The organism is Rhizobacter sp. AJA081-3 (assembly GCF_017795745.1).
GTDB lineage: Bacteria > Pseudomonadota > Gammaproteobacteria > Burkholderiales > Burkholderiaceae_C > Piscinibacter.
Genome location: NZ_CP059067.1, coordinates 3,863,430 through 3,877,587, shown reverse-complemented (window position 1 = coordinate 3,877,587; position 14,158 = coordinate 3,863,430). Strand labels below are relative to the sequence as shown.

The window sequence follows — 14,158 nt, the reverse complement described above, 5'->3', positions numbered from 1 at the left end:
CGTCGCCGGCTTCAGGCGTCGCGCAGCGGCAGCGCCGTCTTGTAGCGCACCTGCTTGAGCGCGAAGCTGGAGCGGATCTTCTCGACCTCCTTCATCGGCGAGAGCTGCTCGAGGATGAAGCGCTCGAGCGCGGCCATGTCGGGCACCGCCACGCGGATCAGGTAGTCGGCGTCGCCGGTCATCAGGTAGCACTCCATCACCTCGTCGCGTGCGGCGATGCGGGCTTCGAAGGACTCGAGCGCCGCGCGCGTCTGCTGCTTCAGGCTGATCGAGATGAACACGTTCAGGTGCAGGCCGAGCTGCTTGGCGTCGAGCAGCGCCACGTACTGGCGGATCAGGCCGTGCGACTCGAGTGCGCGCACGCGTGCCAGGCAGGGCGAGGGTGACAGGTGGACGCGCCGAGCGAGCTCGACGTTGGACAGGCTGGCATCCGCCTGCAGCTCGCGCAGGATTCGCAGATCCACGGCATCCAGGTCCATCGTGCCTCCGTTTGTATTGATGGCGGCATTTTATGCTGCGAGTTGGCCATGACAGGAGCATCTTCGATGTGCAATGCCGCGCCAGGGTGCGTACAGTGCAGCGGATCCGGAGAAGTCACCATGAGCGATCCCTCGATCCACCAGCAGCTCGTCGCCACAGTTCCCGCCGACAGCGACCCGCAGGAAAGCGCCGAATGGCGCGATGCCTTCCGCGCCGTGCTGCAGGCCGCCGGGCCGGCGCGGGCGCGCGAGCTGATGGACATGCTGTCGTCGATGGCGCGCGACCCGTCGGTGGCCTGGCAGCCGGCGCGCGGCACGCCCTACGTGAACACCATCCCGGTGGCGCAGCAGCCGGCCTTCCCGGGCGACCTGGCCATCGAGGAGCGGCTGGCCTCGCTAATGCGCTGGAATGCGCTGGCGATGGTCGTGCGCGCCAACCAGGCGCATGGCGAGCTCGGCGGGCACATCGCGAGCTATGCGAGTGCAGCCGACCTGTTCGAGGTCGGCTTCAACCACTTCTTCCGCGCCGGCGCCGAGGCGGCCGGTGGCGACCTCGTCTTCTACCAGCCACATTCGGCGCCGGGCGTGTATGCGCGTGCCTTCCTCGAAGGCCGGCTGAGCGAGGCCGACCTGGCCAGCTACCGCCAGGAGATCACGGCGGCCGAACGCGGCGCGCGCGGCCTGTCGAGTTACCCGCACCCCTGGTTGATGCCCGACTTCTGGCAGTTCCCCACCGGCTCGATGGGCCTGGGGCCGATCAGCTCGATCTACCAGGCGCGCTTCATGCGCTACCTGCAGCACCGCGGCGTGCAGGACACCAGCCAACGCAAGGTGTGGGGCGTGTTCGGCGATGGCGAGATGGACGAGCCCGAGAGCATGAGCGCACTCACGCTCGCGGCACGCGAGAAGCTCGACAACCTGATCTGGGTCGTCAACTGCAACCTGCAGCGCCTGGACGGCCCGGTGCGCGGCAACGGCCGCATCATCGACGAGCTCGAGGCGCTGTTCGCCGGCGCCGGCTGGCGCGTCATCAAGCTGGTGTGGGGCTCCGACTGGGACGGCCTGTTCGCGCGCGATTCCGACGGCGCGCTGGCGCGCCTTCTCTCGCGCACCGTGGACGGCCAGTTCCAGAATTTCGCCGCCAAGGACGGCCGCTACAACCGCGACCACTTCTTCGGCCAGGACCCGCAGCTCGCCGCACTCGCGCAGGGCCTCACCGACGAGCAGATCGACCGCCTCAAGCGCGGCGGCCACGACCTCGTGAAGATCCATGCCGCGTACCACGAAGCGATGCGCACGCGCGAGCAGCCGACGGTGATCCTCGCGCAGACCAAGAAGGGCTACGGCATGGGCGATGCGGGCCAGGGCCGCATGACGACACACCAGCAGAAGAAGCTGGAGCGCGAGGACCTGATCGCCTTCCGCAACCGCTTCGACCTGCCGCTCACCGACGAACAGGCCGCCGCGCTGAGCTTCTACCGGCCGGCCGACGACAGCGCGGAGATGCGCTACCTGCAGTCGCGGCGCGCCGCACTGGGCGGGTCGATCCCCGCGCGGCGCGCGCAGGCCCCGATGATCGCCGTGCCGCCGATCGCGCGCTACGCCGAGTTCGCCACGCAAGCCGAAGGCAAGGAGATGAGCACCACGATGGCCTTCGTGCGCATGCTCACCAACCTGCTGAAGGACCCGGCGCTCGGCCCGCGCGTCGTGCCCATCGTCGCCGACGAGGCGCGCACCTTCGGCATGGCCAACCTGTTCAAGCAGGTCGGCATCTACTCCAGCGCGGGGCAGTGCTACGAGCCGGAAGACATCGGCTCGCTGATGAGCTACCGCGAAGCCACCAACGGCCAGATCCTCGAGGAGGGCATCAGCGAGGCCGGCGCGATCAGCAGCTGGACGGCGGCGGCCACCAGCTACTCGGTGCACGGCCAGCCGATGCTGCCTTTCTACATCTACTACTCGATGTTCGGCTTCCAGCGCGTGGGCGACCTGATCTGGGCCGCCGCCGACCAGCGCTCGCGCGGCTTCCTGCTCGGCGCCACCGCGGGCCGCACCACTCTCGGCGGCGAAGGCCTGCAGCACCAGGACGGCAGCAGCCTGCTGCAGGCCTCGACGGTACCGAACTGCCGCGCCTACGACCCGTGCTTCGCCGGCGAGTTCGCGGTGATCCTCGACCACGGCATGCGCCAGATGCTCGAGCGCCAGGACGACGTCTTCTACTACGTCACGCTGATGAACGAGAACTACGCGCAGCCGTCATTGCCGGCGGGCGTGGAGGCCGACGTCATCAAGGGCCTGTACCGCTTCGCCACGCATCGCGCCACGCAGCCGCGCGGCACGGTGCGTCTGGTCGGCTCGGGCACCATCCTGCGCGAGGTGATCGCCGCAGCGGAGCTTCTCGCGCAGGACTGGCAGGTCGACGCCGAGGTGTGGAGCGCCACCAGCTTCAGCGAGCTCGCACGCGAGGCGCGAGAAGCCGAGCGCTGGAACCGCCTGCACCCCGAGGCCACGCCGCGCGAGAGCCACCTGCAGCGCTGCCTGGGGGGCGAGGCGCCCGTGATCGCGGCCAGCGACTACGTGCGCGCCTGGCCGCAGCTCGTGGCCAGCCACTTGCGCGCGCCGTTCAGCGTGCTGGGCACCGACGGCTTCGGCCGCAGCGACACACGTGCCGCGCTGCGCCGCTTCTTCGAGGTCGACCGGCACCAGATCGTTCTGGCCGCGCTCGACGCCCTGCGCCCGCAGGGCTGCGTCGACGCAACGCTGTGCGCGCAGGCGATCGAGCGTTATGCGATCGCGACAGAGCGCGACGCGTCCTGGAAAGTCTGACGCGGCCGGCCTGGACTCCCGACGGTTCGGCATGTCAGTTCCATTAACATACGGGTAACATTCAGAACCCATCGCATTGCACCTTGCCGAGCCCACCCGCAGTGCTGAATCCCGCCAATCACGTCAAGCCCTTCGTCCACGCGAACGGGAACACGAAGGCGCTGCACTTCTCGATGAACGAGATCCAGAGCCGCATGGCGCTGGACGATCCTTTCGCGCTGGACCTCGAGTACACGCGCACGATGATGGGCTTCCTGCTGCTGCGGCCCGAGCCGGAGCGCATCGTGATGGTCGGCCTGGGCGGCGGCTCGCTGGCCAAGTTCTGCCACCGCCACCTGCCCGGCGCGAGCATCGAGGTCGCCGAGATCAACCCGCACGTGATCGCGCTGCGCGACGAGTTCCACGTGCCTCCCGACGACGCGCGCCTGCAGGTGCTGCATGCCGACGGTGCCCGCTTCGTGCGCGAGCACACGGGGGGTGCCGATGTGATGGTCGTCGACGGCTTCACCACCGATGGCCTGCCCCTGCGCCTGTCGTCGCAGCGCTTCTACGACGACTGCGAGCGATTGCTCGCGGCCGACGGCGTGCTGGTCGTCAACCTGCACTGCGGGCACCGGAACTACGCGACCTGGCTGGAGCGCCTGCGCCGCGCCTTCGGTGGCGAGGTGCTCGTGGTCGAGGACGGCGAGCTGAGCAACGGCATCGTGTTCGCCTGCAAGGGTGCGGCGCTGGCCCGGGCCACGCCCGGTGCGGTGCGGCGCCCCAAGGGCTCCGCGCCAGCCGGCGCGGTGCAGCTGGTGGGCGCGTTCGCGCGCGTCAGCCAGGCGCTGAAGGATCGAGGTGGCGCTTGATGCAGCGCGTGTTCGTGCACGCGCGCGTCCGGTAGCCTGTGACGCAGATGATCATCCGATGTCCATAACGGGGTGAATGCATGGAGCTCAAGACCGCGCGGTTGACGCTGCTCATCGACCCGAACAAGAAGGCCGCGTTCGAGCGCCTGTGCGCCGAGCGGGACCTGACGGCGTCGCAGGTGGTGCGGCAGATGATCCGCGACTACCTCGAGCAGCACGGCGTGAGCTACATGCCGTCCGGTGAAGACGCACCCGAACCGCGTGCCGCCGCGGCGTCGCCGAAGGCCCGCCGCAGAAGCTGAGCATGGCATCGCTCGCGTCCCTGTCCCCCTGGCTCCACATCGACTGGATGCTGGCGCTCGGGCTGGGCTGGCTGGCGGTGGGGGTGGCCGGGGTGCTGGCCTTGCACCGGCTGGTCTTCGTGGCGCATGTGCTGTTCCCGCTCGGCGGCTTGATCGGCCTCGCGCTGTTCGGCGTGTCGCTCGATGCGCTGCTCGGCACGCCCGAGGTGGTGGTGCTGCCCATCGGACTGCCCAGCCTGCCTTTCCATCTGCGCCTGGACAGCCTGGCGGCCTTCTTCCTGATGGTGATCGGCGCCGCCTCGGCGGGCATCTCCGCTTTCGCAGCGGGCTACTTCCGCCAGGGCGAGGGCACGGCCCCGGGCCTGCTGTGCCTGGAGTACCACGTGTTCCTGGCCGGCATGGCCGGCGTGATCCTGGCCGACGACGCCTATGCCTTCATGGTGATGTGGGAGACGATGGCGCTGTCGTCCTACTTCCTCGTCACCGCCAACCACCGCATCGCCGAGGTGCGCAGCGCCGGCTACCTGTACATCACGATGGCGCGGGTGGGCGCCATCGCGATTCTGCTGTGCTTCGGCGTGCTGCAGGCAGGCACCGGCGATTACACCTTCGCCAACATGCGCGCGCAATCGCTGTCGCCGTTCTGGGCCTCCATCGGCTTCGGGCTCGCGGTGTTCGGCTTCGGCGCCAAGGCGGGCATCCTGCCGCTGCACGTGTGGCTGCCCGAGGCGCATCCGGCGGCACCCTCGCCGGTGTCGGCGCTGATGAGCGGCGTGATGCTCAACACCGCCATCTACGGGATGCTGCGCGTGAGCTTCGACCTGCTGCAGCTGCAGCTGTGGTGGTGGGGCGCGCTGCTGCTCGCGCTGGGCCTGGCCACGGCGCTGTTCGGCGTGGTCTTCGCCGCGGTGCAGACCGACATGAAGCGGCTGCTGGCCTACTCGTCGATCGAGAACATGGGGCTGCTGTTCGTCGGCATAGGCCTGGCGCTGATCTTCTTCGGCCACGGCATGCTGCCGATGGCCGCGCTGGCGCTCACCGCCACGCTGTACCACGTGGCCAGCCACGCCTTCTTCAAGAGCCTGCTATTCCTGGGCACCGGCAGCGTGCTGCATGCCACCTCGCAGCGCAGCCTGGGCAAGCTCGGCGGCCTGATCCGCAGCATGCCCTGGGTCGGCTGGCTCACGCTGCTGGGCGTGCTCGCCAGCGCCGGGCTGCCGCCGCTGGGCGGCTTCGTGTCGGAGTGGCTGCTGCTGCAGAGCTTCCTGTTCAGCCCCGGCCTGCCGATGCCGCTGCTGACCATGCTGATCCCGGTGGTGGCCGCACTGATCGCGCTGATCGCGGCGCTGGCCGGCTACACCATGGTCAAGTTCTTCGGCGTGATCTTCCTCGGCCAGCCGCGCGAGGAGCGGCTGACGCAGGCGCACGACGCCGGTGCCTGGGAGCGCGCCGGCATGCTGTGGCTGGCCGCGGGCTGCCTCCTGCTCGGGCTGCTGCCGGTACAGGTGATCGGTCTGCTCGACCCGGTGACGCGCCAGCTCGTCGGCGCGGGCCTGGCCGATCGCGTGTCGGCCAGCGGCTGGCTGCTCGCGCCGAACGGCCTGGAGCAGGCGAGCTACGGGCCGGTGATCTTCCTGCTCGGCATCGTCGCCAGCTGCGTGCTGGCCTTCGTACTGGTGCGCCGGCTCTACCACGGACGCGTGCGGCGCAGCCTGGCCTGGGCCTGCGGCTTCCCGTGGGGCAACGCGCGCATGCAGGACACCGCCGAAGGCTTCGGCCAGCCGATACGGCAGATCTTCGAGCCCTTCTTCCAGATGGAGCGCGAGCTGCCGACCCCCTTCGACACGAAGCCGAACTACCGCGTCACGGTGCACGACCGCTTCTGGCGCTGGCTGTACATGCCGGTGACTGCGCTGGCGCAGTGGATCGCGCGCTGGGTCGGGCTGATGCAGCAGGGCCGCATCGGCGTGTACCTGATGTACAGCTTCCTCACGCTGCTGGCGACGCTGGTGATGGTGATGCGATGAGGGCGCCGTCATGACACTCACAGGCTTTCTCTCGCAGCTGCTCGAGATCGTGCTGGCGATCGCGCTGGCGCCGCTGCTCAGCGGCTGGGTCAACCAGTGGCGTGCCTGGCTGCAGAACCGCTCGGCACCCAGCCTGTGGCAGCCGTACCGCGTGCTGCACAAGCTGTTCCACAAGGAGTCGGTGGTGGCGGACAACGCCTCGCCGCTGTTCCGCGCCACGCCCTACGTGGTGTTCGGCTGCATGCTGCTGGCCTGCGCGATCATCCCCACGCTGTCGACCGATCTGCCGCTGGCACCGGCAGCCGACGCCATCGCGCTGGTCGGCCTGTTCGCGCTGGCGCGGGTGTTCATCTCGCTGGCGGCGATGGACGTGGGCACCGCCTTCGGCACGATGGGCGCGCGGCGCGAGATGCTGATCGGCTTCCTTGCCGAGCCGGCGCTGCTGATGGTGCTGTTCTCGGCCTCGCTGATCTCCAAGTCGACCTCGCTGACTACCATCGTCGAGACGCTCGCGCACCGCGAGCTGGCCATCTACCCGGGCCTGGCCTTCGCGGGCGTGGCCTTCACGATGGTCTCGCTGGCCGAGAACGCGCGCGTGCCGGTGGACAACCCGGCGACGCACCTGGAGCTGACGATGATCCACGAGGCGCTGATCCTCGAGTACTCGGGCCGGCACCTCGCGCTGTTCGAATGGGCGGCGAGCCTGAAGCTGTTCGCCTATTCGTGCATCGGGCTGGCGCTGTTCTTCCCCTGGGGCGTGGCCGAAGCCCAGGCGCCGCTGGAGATGCTGCTGGCATTGCCCGCGCTGGTGTTCAAGCTGACCATCGGCGGCTTCCTGCTGGCACTGCTCGAAACCCTGTCGGCCAAGATGCGCATCTTCCGCGTGCCCGAGTTCCTGGCCTCGGCCTTCCTGCTGGCGGTGATCGGGCTGCTGGTTCACCTGTTGCTGAGTCACTAGGATGAAGTTGAGCTCGATCACTGGCAGCAGTGCGGATCGCGGTCGGCGCGGCAAAGGCGCGCCCGGGCAGGCTACGGCGCTTCGCCTCGGCGGTCGGCGTTGGGCGCCGACTCCCCTGCGATGCTCGGTCTCATGGCCCCGTCGCCGAACTCACTGCGCGACCTGCGGTCGCTGCGTTCAGACAGCGTCGACGAGTCAGAAAACGATGCGCGCTGCGCGCGCGGCCACGAGCCCTGCGCTTCTCGGCACCTCAGAGGCGCGCCTTCGCCTGCCCGGGCGCGCCTTTGCTGAACCGGTGGTGGCAGGCGAAACGAGACGAACCCGTGGTGGACTTCGCGGCAGGCGCTGGCCGCGGGGGGCGATTTCTGTGGCGACGAGAAGCGCAGCGCCGGGGTCGGCGCGCGCCAGCGCGCTTCGTGAACTGACTTGCCGCGGCTGTCTGAACGCAGCGACCGCAGGTCGCGGAGTGAGTTCTGCGGCACGACCCCGGAGCGAGCATCGCAGTGGAGTCGGCGCAATGCGCCGACCGCCACAGCATGAGCCCCCCGCGGGCAGCGCCTACCGCGACACGCGCCAAACCCGGCGGAGCCACTGACATGACCGCGCTCCTCACCCAGTTCGTCAACCTGCTCGGCGCCGTCCTGCTGATCCTCGCCTTCGCGATGATCTCGCAGCGCCGCGTGCTCTCGCTGATCAACCTGTTCACGATGCAGGGCGCGACGCTGGTGCTGGCCACGGCGGTGGTCGGCTACGTCACCGACCAGCCGCACCTGTACGTCTCGGCCGGCCTCACCTTCGCGCTCAAGGTCGTGCTGATCCCCTGGCTGCTGCACCGCGTGGCCGACCGCCTGCAGATCCGCTGGGACGTGGAGACGCTGATCAACATCCCGACCATCATGCTGGTGGGCATCGTGGTGGTGATCTTCGCGTTCAACCTGGCGATCCCGATCTCCAAGTTCTCGTCGACCCTGGCCAGCGGCACGCTGGGCATCGCGCTGGCCTGCGTGCTGCTGTCCTTCCTGATGATGATCACGCGGACCAAGGCGGTGCCGCAGGTGATCGGCTTCCTGGCGATGGAGAACGGCCTGTTCTTCGCCGCCACCTCGGCCACCTACGGCATGCCGATGGTGGTGGAGCTCGGCATCGCGCTGGACGTGCTGATCGGCGTGCTCATCCTGGGCGTGTTCATGTTCCAGATCCGCGAGCAGTTCGACAGCCTGGACATCAGCCACCTCGAGAAGCTCAAGGATGATTGAAGCCCCCGCGCTCGCCTTCCTGCTCGGCATCCCGCTGGCCGGCGGCGCCGTGCTCGGCCTCGTGGGCCACCGCGACAACGCGCGCGACGTCAACGTGGCCTTCAGCGCCGGCACCTTCCTCGCCGCCTGCGCGCTGACTGCGCAGGTGATCGACGGCGGGCCGCTGCTCGTATGGGACAGCGAGTTCTACATCGACGCGCTCAACGTCTTCCTCGTCGCGCTGACCGCCTTTGTCGGGCTGACCACCTCGATCTTCTCGCGCCCCTACATGCGCGTGGAGCGCGACCGCGGCAAGATGACGCCGCCGCGGCTGCGCCTGTACCACAGCATGTACCAGCTGTTCAGCTTCACGATGCTGCTGGCGCTGACCACCAACAACCTCGGCATCGTCTGGGTGGCGATGGAGGCGGCCACGCTGACCACCGTGCTGCTGGTCAGCGTCTACCGCACCGCGGCCAGCCTGGAGGCGGCGTGGAAGTACTTCATCCTCTGCGGCGTGGGCATCGCGCAGGCGCTGTTCGGCACCGTGCTGCTGTACATGGCGGCCGAGAAGGTCATTGGCGCCGAAGGCGGCGCGCTGCTGTGGACGCACCTCGACGCGGTGAAGGCCCAGCTCGACCCGAACATCATCACGCTGGCCTTCGCCTTCCTGTTCATCGGCTACGGCACCAAGGTCGGCCTGGTGCCGGTGCACAACTGGCTGCCCGATGCGCACGCCGAGGGCCCGACGCCGGTGTCGGCTGTGCTCTCCGGGCTGCTGCTCAACGTGGCCCTCTACGCGGTGCTGCGCTGCAAGGTGCTGACCGACGGCGCGCTGGGCAGCACGCAGCTGTCGGGCCGGCTGATGATGGGCTTCGGGCTGCTGTCGGTGGTGGCCTCGGTGTTCTTCATCATCCGCCAGCGCGACGTGAAGCGCATGTTCGCCTACTCGTCGATCGAGCACATGGGCCTGATGACCTTTGCCTTCGGCATGGGCGGGCCGATCGCCAGCTACGCCGGGCTGCTGCACATGACGGTGCATTCGCTGATCAAGTCGGCGATCTTCTTCGCCGTCGGCCACGCCACGCAGAAGGCCGGCACGCAGATCATGGACGAGATCCGCGGCCTCGTGCGTGTCAGCCCCACGGTGGGCTGGGGCCTGATGCTCGGCGCGCTGGCCATCCTGGGCATGCCGCCCTTCGGCGTGTTCGCCAGCGAGTTCCTCATCGTCACCACGGCGATGCGCGAGCAGGCCTGGGCCACGCCCTTCCTGCTCGTCGCGCTGGCCGTGGCCTTTGCGTCGGTGTTCCACCGCGTGCAGCCGATGGTGTTCGGCGACACGATGCACAAGCCGCTGGCCCACCCACCGGCGCTGGTGCCGGTGTTCGTGCACTTGGGCCTCGGCCTGATGCTGGGCCTGTACATCCCGCCCTATCTCGACGGCTGGTACCGGCAGGCCGCGGCCATGCTGGGGCATTGAGGCCATGCGGTTCGCCGAACTCCATCTCGACCTGCAGCGCCTGAGCGCGCCGCTGCCGATCTGGCACGCGCGCGTCGACCGCGCGGGCTGGATCGCCGTGGCAGCGCAGGTGGCGCAGGCGCGCGGGCGGCTGCTGTCGGTCTGGGGCCGCAGCGGCAGCACGGGGCCGTCGGTCTGCGCCGCCTTCGCCACGCCGGAAGGCCTGGTGTGGGCCGAGCTGCCACTGGCCGGCGCCGAGGATCGCTACCCCGATCTCTCGGACACCTTCGCCTGCGCGACGCGCATGCAGCGAAGCCTCGCCGACCTCGGCGGCCTGCATGCCGATCATGCGAACGATCGCCGCCCCTGGCTCGACCATGGCCTGTGGGCCACGGCCGCGCCCCTGGCCACCGCCGGCGCGCCCGCCGGTGCCGCCGCCGGCACCTTGCCCGCCGACTACCCCTTCGTGCGCGTCGAGGGCGACGGCGTGCACGAGATCGCGGTGGGCCCGGTGCATGCCGGCATCATCGAGCCGGGGCACTTCCGTTTTTCTGTGGTCGGCGAGAAGGTGCTGCGCCTGGAGCAGCACCTGGGCTACGTTCACAAGGGCATCGAGCGGCGCTTCACCGAGCTGGCGCCGCTGCAGGCCTACCGCCTGGCCGGGCGTGTTTCCGGCGATATGACGGTGGCCTATGCCTGGGCCTACGCGATGGCCCTTGAATCGGCCTGCGGCACGAGCGTGCCGGAGCGCGCCGAATGGCTGCGTGCGCTGATGCTCGAACGCGAGCGTGTGGCCAATCACCTCGGCGACCTCGGCGCGCTGGGCAACGACGCGGCGCTGGCCTTCGGCCTGGCGCAGTTCTCGCGCCTGCGCGAAGACTGGCAGCGGCTGTCGCAGCGCGCCTTCGGCCACCGCTTCATGATGGACGCGGTGGTGCCCGGTGGCGTGGCCGGCGACCTGTCGCTTTCGCTGCGCGACGAACAGCGGCGCCAGTGCGACGAGCTCGAACGCGAGGTGCGCCGGCTGCGCCACATCTACGACGAACACGCGGGCCTGCAGGACCGCTTCATGGGCACCGGTCGCGTCACGCCCGAGCTGGCCGCGCGCCTCGGCCTGGCCGGCATGGCGGGGCGGGCCAGCGGGCAGGCTGTCGACCTGCGCCATGACCACGACTGGCAACCCTACCGCGCGCTGCAGGCACGCATCGCCACGCAGCAGGGCGGCGACGTGGCGGCGCGCGTGGCGCTGCGCTTCGACGAGCTGGCCGAGTCGCTGCGCCTGATCCGCGAGCTCTGCGCACGACTGCCCGAGGGCGGCGTCGCCGCGGTAGTTCAGCTGCCCGGCCACGCCGTGCAGGGTGCGGGCTGGGTCGAGGGCTGGCGCGGCGAGGTGCTGGTGGCGCTGTCGCTGGGCGCCGAGGGCCGCATCGAACGCTGCCATGCCCACGACCCCTCGTGGCAGAACTGGCCGGTGCTCGAGCATGCGGTGATCGGCAACATCGTTCCGGACTTCCCGCTCATCAACAAGTCCTTCAATCTCAGCTATTCCGGAGTGGACCTCTGATGTGGCAGATCCTTCGCCAGATCGTGCGCACCGGCATCGTCACCGAGCCGCCGCCGGCGCTCGACGCCGCGTTGAAGGACGAGGTGCGGCGCATCCACGACGAGCTGCTGGCCATCCTCGGCAGTGCGCTGGCGATCCGCCAGGTCGATGCGGGCTCATGCAATGGCTGCGAGCTGGAGATCCACGCGCTCAACAACCCGTACTACAACATCGAGGGGCTGGGCATCCATTTCGTCGCCAGCCCGCGCCACGCCGACATGCTGCTGGTCACCGGACCGGTCTCGCGCCACATGGAAGAGGCGCTGCGCCGCACCTACGACGCCACGCCGCAGCCGCGCCTCGTGGTGGCGCTGGGCGACTGCGCCTGCGACGGTGGCATCTTCGGCGAGAGCTATGCCAGCTGCGGCCGCGTGTCGAACGTCATCCCGGTCGATGCGGTGGTGCCGGGCTGCCCGCCGCCGCCGCTGGAGATCCTGCGCGGCATCCTCGCGGCCGTGAAGATGAACCCGCGCGGCGGCCGCCAGGCGGGCTAGGCGCAGGGCGCGGTCGCCACGGCGACGTGTGGGCCCCATTGTTTCGACTGGCCGATCAGCCGCAGCCACCGCCGGACTTGTCGCGCCGCAGCTGGAGCACGATGCGCGGCTCGAAGGCGAGCTTCTCGTGGTGCCTCGGATCGGGAGCACAGGACTTGTAGCGGTCGCCGAGGGCCGCGGAGAACGCATAGCGCAGCTGCTCGGGCCCGGCGTCGGGCAGCGGCCTCAGTGCCGGGTCGTCTGCGCCGAAGGCGGCGATCCAGCCGTTGACGCCGCCCGCGAGGATGTAGACGTTCTGCACGCCGGAGGCGACGAGCAGCTTCCACGCCCGCGTCGCGAGCTCCTCGTCGTTGCCGATCGTGATGAAGACCGTGTTGGCCGGCGGCTCGCTGAGCAGGTCCGGCACGATCTTGTCGAGCCGCGCCAGCGGCACGTGCACCGCGTCGGCCAGGTGGTAGAGGTTGAAATCAGCCTCGGTACGCACGTCCAGGTAGACCGGCTTGATCGCCTGCTGGTAGCGGGCCTTGAAGGCCTCCGCCGGCGAAACGAACGCGAGGCGCTTCGCCAGCATCTCGTCGGCGCGGTAGACGCGCGGGACCGGCGCCGTCTTGCCGTCGGGCTGCTTGACGGCCTCGGTGCGCTTGAAGCTCAGCTTCGCGTAGCGATCTTCGAGCGACGGGTTGCCGATGACCAGCACGCCGAGCGCCGCCGCCACCAGCGCCACCGCGCCGGCGCCGCGCCAGCGCGGCTCGCGGCTCATGTCGCGCCGGCCGACGAGTCGCTCGATCTGCTCGGCGCCCCAGAACAGCAGCACCGCGGCCACCACGATGATCGGCACCAGGCCGCGCGCCGGGAGGCCGAACACCTGGTCCAGCGTGAGCCGGCCGTGGTACCCGGCGTTGTTGTACCAGTGGTCGAAGAGCGACTCGGTCTCGCCGAACACGAAGGCGCCGACGAAGCCGCCGGCCATGAACATCATCCCGTCGATCTTGCCGGTCGAGGCGGAGGCGAGCGAGGTGGTCGGGCAGAAGCCGCCGACGATGAAGCCCACGCCCATGATCAGCCCGCCGAGCACGCCGGAACCGAGGTAGGTCGGGTTGACCCAGACATGGCCGAAGTCGACGAGCCCGAGGCCGACGGCGCCGAACAGCAGCGTCATCGCCACCGCGATCGCGGTGAACATGACCTTGAAGACGGTCAGCTCGCGGAAGTAGAACTGCGCCGCGAGCTTGCGCGAGTCGCCGAAGCCGGCGGACTCGAGCGTGAAGCCGAAGGCGAAGCCGATGCAGCCGAAGACGACGTAGGTCCACGGGTTCGCGGCACTGACCGCGGTGAGGGCGTCGAGCGGGAAGTTCATGTGCGGCTCCTGCGTGGCGGCTTCACAGCCACAGCTTGCGCACGAAGTACGCGAGCAGGTAGGCGCTGGCGAAGATCGACAGCATGATCACCCATGAGCCGGCGGCGAGCGTCGCGCCACCGGACAGCGCCTGCCCCGAGGTGCAGCCGCGCGCCATGCGCGCGCCATAGAGGAAGATCACCCCGCCGAGGAACGCGAGCGTCCAGCGTGTGCGGTCCGAGACCTGCGGCCCCTTGGTCGTCTGGAACCTGAGCCGGCCGTTGAACCAGCCGGAGAAAAAGCCGCCGAGCAGTGCGCCGATGAACACCGGCACGATCCAGTCGTCCAGCGGGTTGCGGTCGCCGCCGGCCATCTTCAGCAGGTACGGCGTGCGGTCCACGTGGGCCGGGGCGACGATGTCGACCAGCGCGGCGTCGATGCGGCTCGTCGCGCCCGACGAGCCGAGCCCGTTGCCGGTCAGCGCGAAGGCGAGGAACAGCACCACGCCGAGGATCGCGCCAGCCAGGTACGGGTGCCAATAGGCCTTCTCGGGCCGCCTGAAGAACGATCCTTGTCCTGCCATGTCGA

The 14,158-nt window shown here is 69.5% G+C and carries 12 protein-coding genes; 9 read left to right on the top strand and 3 right to left on the bottom strand.

Going from position 1 to position 14,158, the window contains the following annotated elements:
* Nucleotides 1-11: 11 nt before the first annotated feature.
* Nucleotides 12-479, bottom strand: a complete 468-nt coding sequence (locus HZ992_RS18490; RefSeq protein ID WP_209383284.1) for an Lrp/AsnC family transcriptional regulator — start codon at nucleotides 477-479, stop codon at nucleotides 12-14.
* 120 nt (nucleotides 480-599) lie between these two features.
* Between HZ992_RS18490 and mdeB the strand changes: the two genes are divergently transcribed.
* The 9 genes from mdeB (at nucleotide 600) to HZ992_RS18445 (ending at nucleotide 12,234) form a co-directional block, all read left to right on the top strand.
* Entirely contained in the window at nucleotides 600-3,305 is a 2,706-nt protein-coding gene (gene mdeB, locus HZ992_RS18485; protein WP_209383283.1) for an alpha-ketoglutarate dehydrogenase, read from the top strand.
* Nucleotides 3,306-3,406: 101 nt separating this feature from the next.
* Entirely contained in the window at nucleotides 3,407-4,156 is a 750-nt protein-coding gene (locus tag HZ992_RS18480; protein WP_245213105.1) for a fused MFS/spermidine synthase, read from the top strand.
* Between the two features lie 80 nt (nucleotides 4,157-4,236).
* Nucleotides 4,237-4,458 (top strand): ribbon-helix-helix protein, CopG family, encoded by a 222-nt coding sequence (locus tag HZ992_RS18475; protein ID WP_209383282.1) that lies wholly within the window; start codon nucleotides 4,237-4,239, stop codon nucleotides 4,456-4,458.
* A gap of 2 nt (nucleotides 4,459-4,460) precedes the next feature.
* On the top strand, nucleotides 4,461-6,485 hold the full coding sequence (hyfB, locus tag HZ992_RS18470; protein WP_209383281.1) for a hydrogenase 4 subunit B: 2,025 nt from the start codon (nucleotides 4,461-4,463) through the stop codon (nucleotides 6,483-6,485).
* Between the two features lie 10 nt (nucleotides 6,486-6,495).
* Nucleotides 6,496-7,443, top strand: coding sequence for a respiratory chain complex I subunit 1 family protein (locus tag HZ992_RS18465; RefSeq protein WP_209383280.1), 948 nt, complete (start codon nucleotides 6,496-6,498; stop codon nucleotides 7,441-7,443).
* Nucleotides 7,444-8,039: 596 nt separating this feature from the next.
* Nucleotides 8,040-8,699 (top strand): formate hydrogenlyase, encoded by a 660-nt coding sequence (locus tag HZ992_RS18460; RefSeq protein ID WP_209383279.1) that lies wholly within the window; start codon nucleotides 8,040-8,042, stop codon nucleotides 8,697-8,699.
* Nucleotides 8,692-10,158 (top strand): hydrogenase 4 subunit F, encoded by a 1,467-nt coding sequence (locus HZ992_RS18455; RefSeq protein WP_209383278.1) that lies wholly within the window; start codon nucleotides 8,692-8,694, stop codon nucleotides 10,156-10,158. Before HZ992_RS18460 ends, HZ992_RS18455 begins: the two co-directional genes overlap by 8 nt.
* Nucleotides 10,159-10,162: 4 nt before the next feature.
* A complete protein-coding gene (locus HZ992_RS18450) occupies nucleotides 10,163-11,701 on the top strand; it encodes a hydrogenase large subunit (RefSeq protein ID WP_209383277.1) in 1,539 nt (512 codons plus the stop codon).
* Nucleotides 11,701-12,234 carry an NADH-quinone oxidoreductase subunit B family protein gene (locus HZ992_RS18445; protein WP_209383276.1) on the top strand — a complete coding sequence of 178 codons (534 nt, stop codon included), beginning with the start codon at nucleotides 11,701-11,703 and terminating at the stop codon, nucleotides 12,232-12,234. The genes HZ992_RS18450 and HZ992_RS18445 overlap by 1 nt, the downstream gene beginning before the upstream one ends.
* 55 nt (nucleotides 12,235-12,289) lie before the next feature.
* Here the strand turns inward: HZ992_RS18445 and HZ992_RS18440 are convergent, their stop codons facing one another.
* Together HZ992_RS18440 and HZ992_RS18435 are read right to left on the bottom strand one after the other, a co-directional pair.
* Nucleotides 12,290-13,591 carry a YeeE/YedE thiosulfate transporter family protein gene (locus HZ992_RS18440; protein ID WP_209383275.1) on the bottom strand — a complete coding sequence of 434 codons (1,302 nt, stop codon included), beginning with the start codon at nucleotides 13,589-13,591 and terminating at the stop codon, nucleotides 12,290-12,292.
* 22 nt (nucleotides 13,592-13,613) lie between these two features.
* Entirely contained in the window at nucleotides 13,614-14,153 is a 540-nt protein-coding gene (locus HZ992_RS18435; protein WP_209383274.1) for a YeeE/YedE thiosulfate transporter family protein, read from the bottom strand.
* Between the last annotated feature and the right edge of the window lie 5 nt (nucleotides 14,154-14,158).

Excerpts from the sequence above, each read along its gene's own strand:
- HZ992_RS18455 (WP_209383278.1), top strand. The coding sequence starts at position 8,692 with ATGATTGAAGCCCCCGCGCTCGCCTTCCTGCTCGGCATCCCGCTGGCC.
- mdeB (WP_209383283.1), top strand. The coding sequence starts at position 600 with ATGAGCGATCCCTCGATCCACCAGCAGCTCGTCGCCACAGTTCCCGCC.
- HZ992_RS18475 (WP_209383282.1), top strand. The coding sequence starts at position 4,237 with ATGGAGCTCAAGACCGCGCGGTTGACGCTGCTCATCGACCCGAACAAG.
- HZ992_RS18490 (WP_209383284.1), bottom strand. The coding sequence starts at position 479 with ATGGACCTGGATGCCGTGGATCTGCGAATCCTGCGCGAGCTGCAGGCG.
- HZ992_RS18440 (WP_209383275.1), bottom strand. The coding sequence starts at position 13,591 with ATGAACTTCCCGCTCGACGCCCTCACCGCGGTCAGTGCCGCGAACCCG.
- hyfB (WP_209383281.1), top strand. The coding sequence starts at position 4,461 with ATGGCATCGCTCGCGTCCCTGTCCCCCTGGCTCCACATCGACTGGATG.
- HZ992_RS18450 (WP_209383277.1), top strand. The coding sequence starts at position 10,163 with ATGCGGTTCGCCGAACTCCATCTCGACCTGCAGCGCCTGAGCGCGCCG.
- HZ992_RS18460 (WP_209383279.1), top strand. The coding sequence starts at position 8,040 with ATGACCGCGCTCCTCACCCAGTTCGTCAACCTGCTCGGCGCCGTCCTG.
- HZ992_RS18465 (WP_209383280.1), top strand. The coding sequence starts at position 6,496 with ATGACACTCACAGGCTTTCTCTCGCAGCTGCTCGAGATCGTGCTGGCG.
- HZ992_RS18435 (WP_209383274.1), bottom strand. The coding sequence starts at position 14,153 with ATGGCAGGACAAGGATCGTTCTTCAGGCGGCCCGAGAAGGCCTATTGG.
- HZ992_RS18445 (WP_209383276.1), top strand. The coding sequence starts at position 11,701 with ATGTGGCAGATCCTTCGCCAGATCGTGCGCACCGGCATCGTCACCGAG.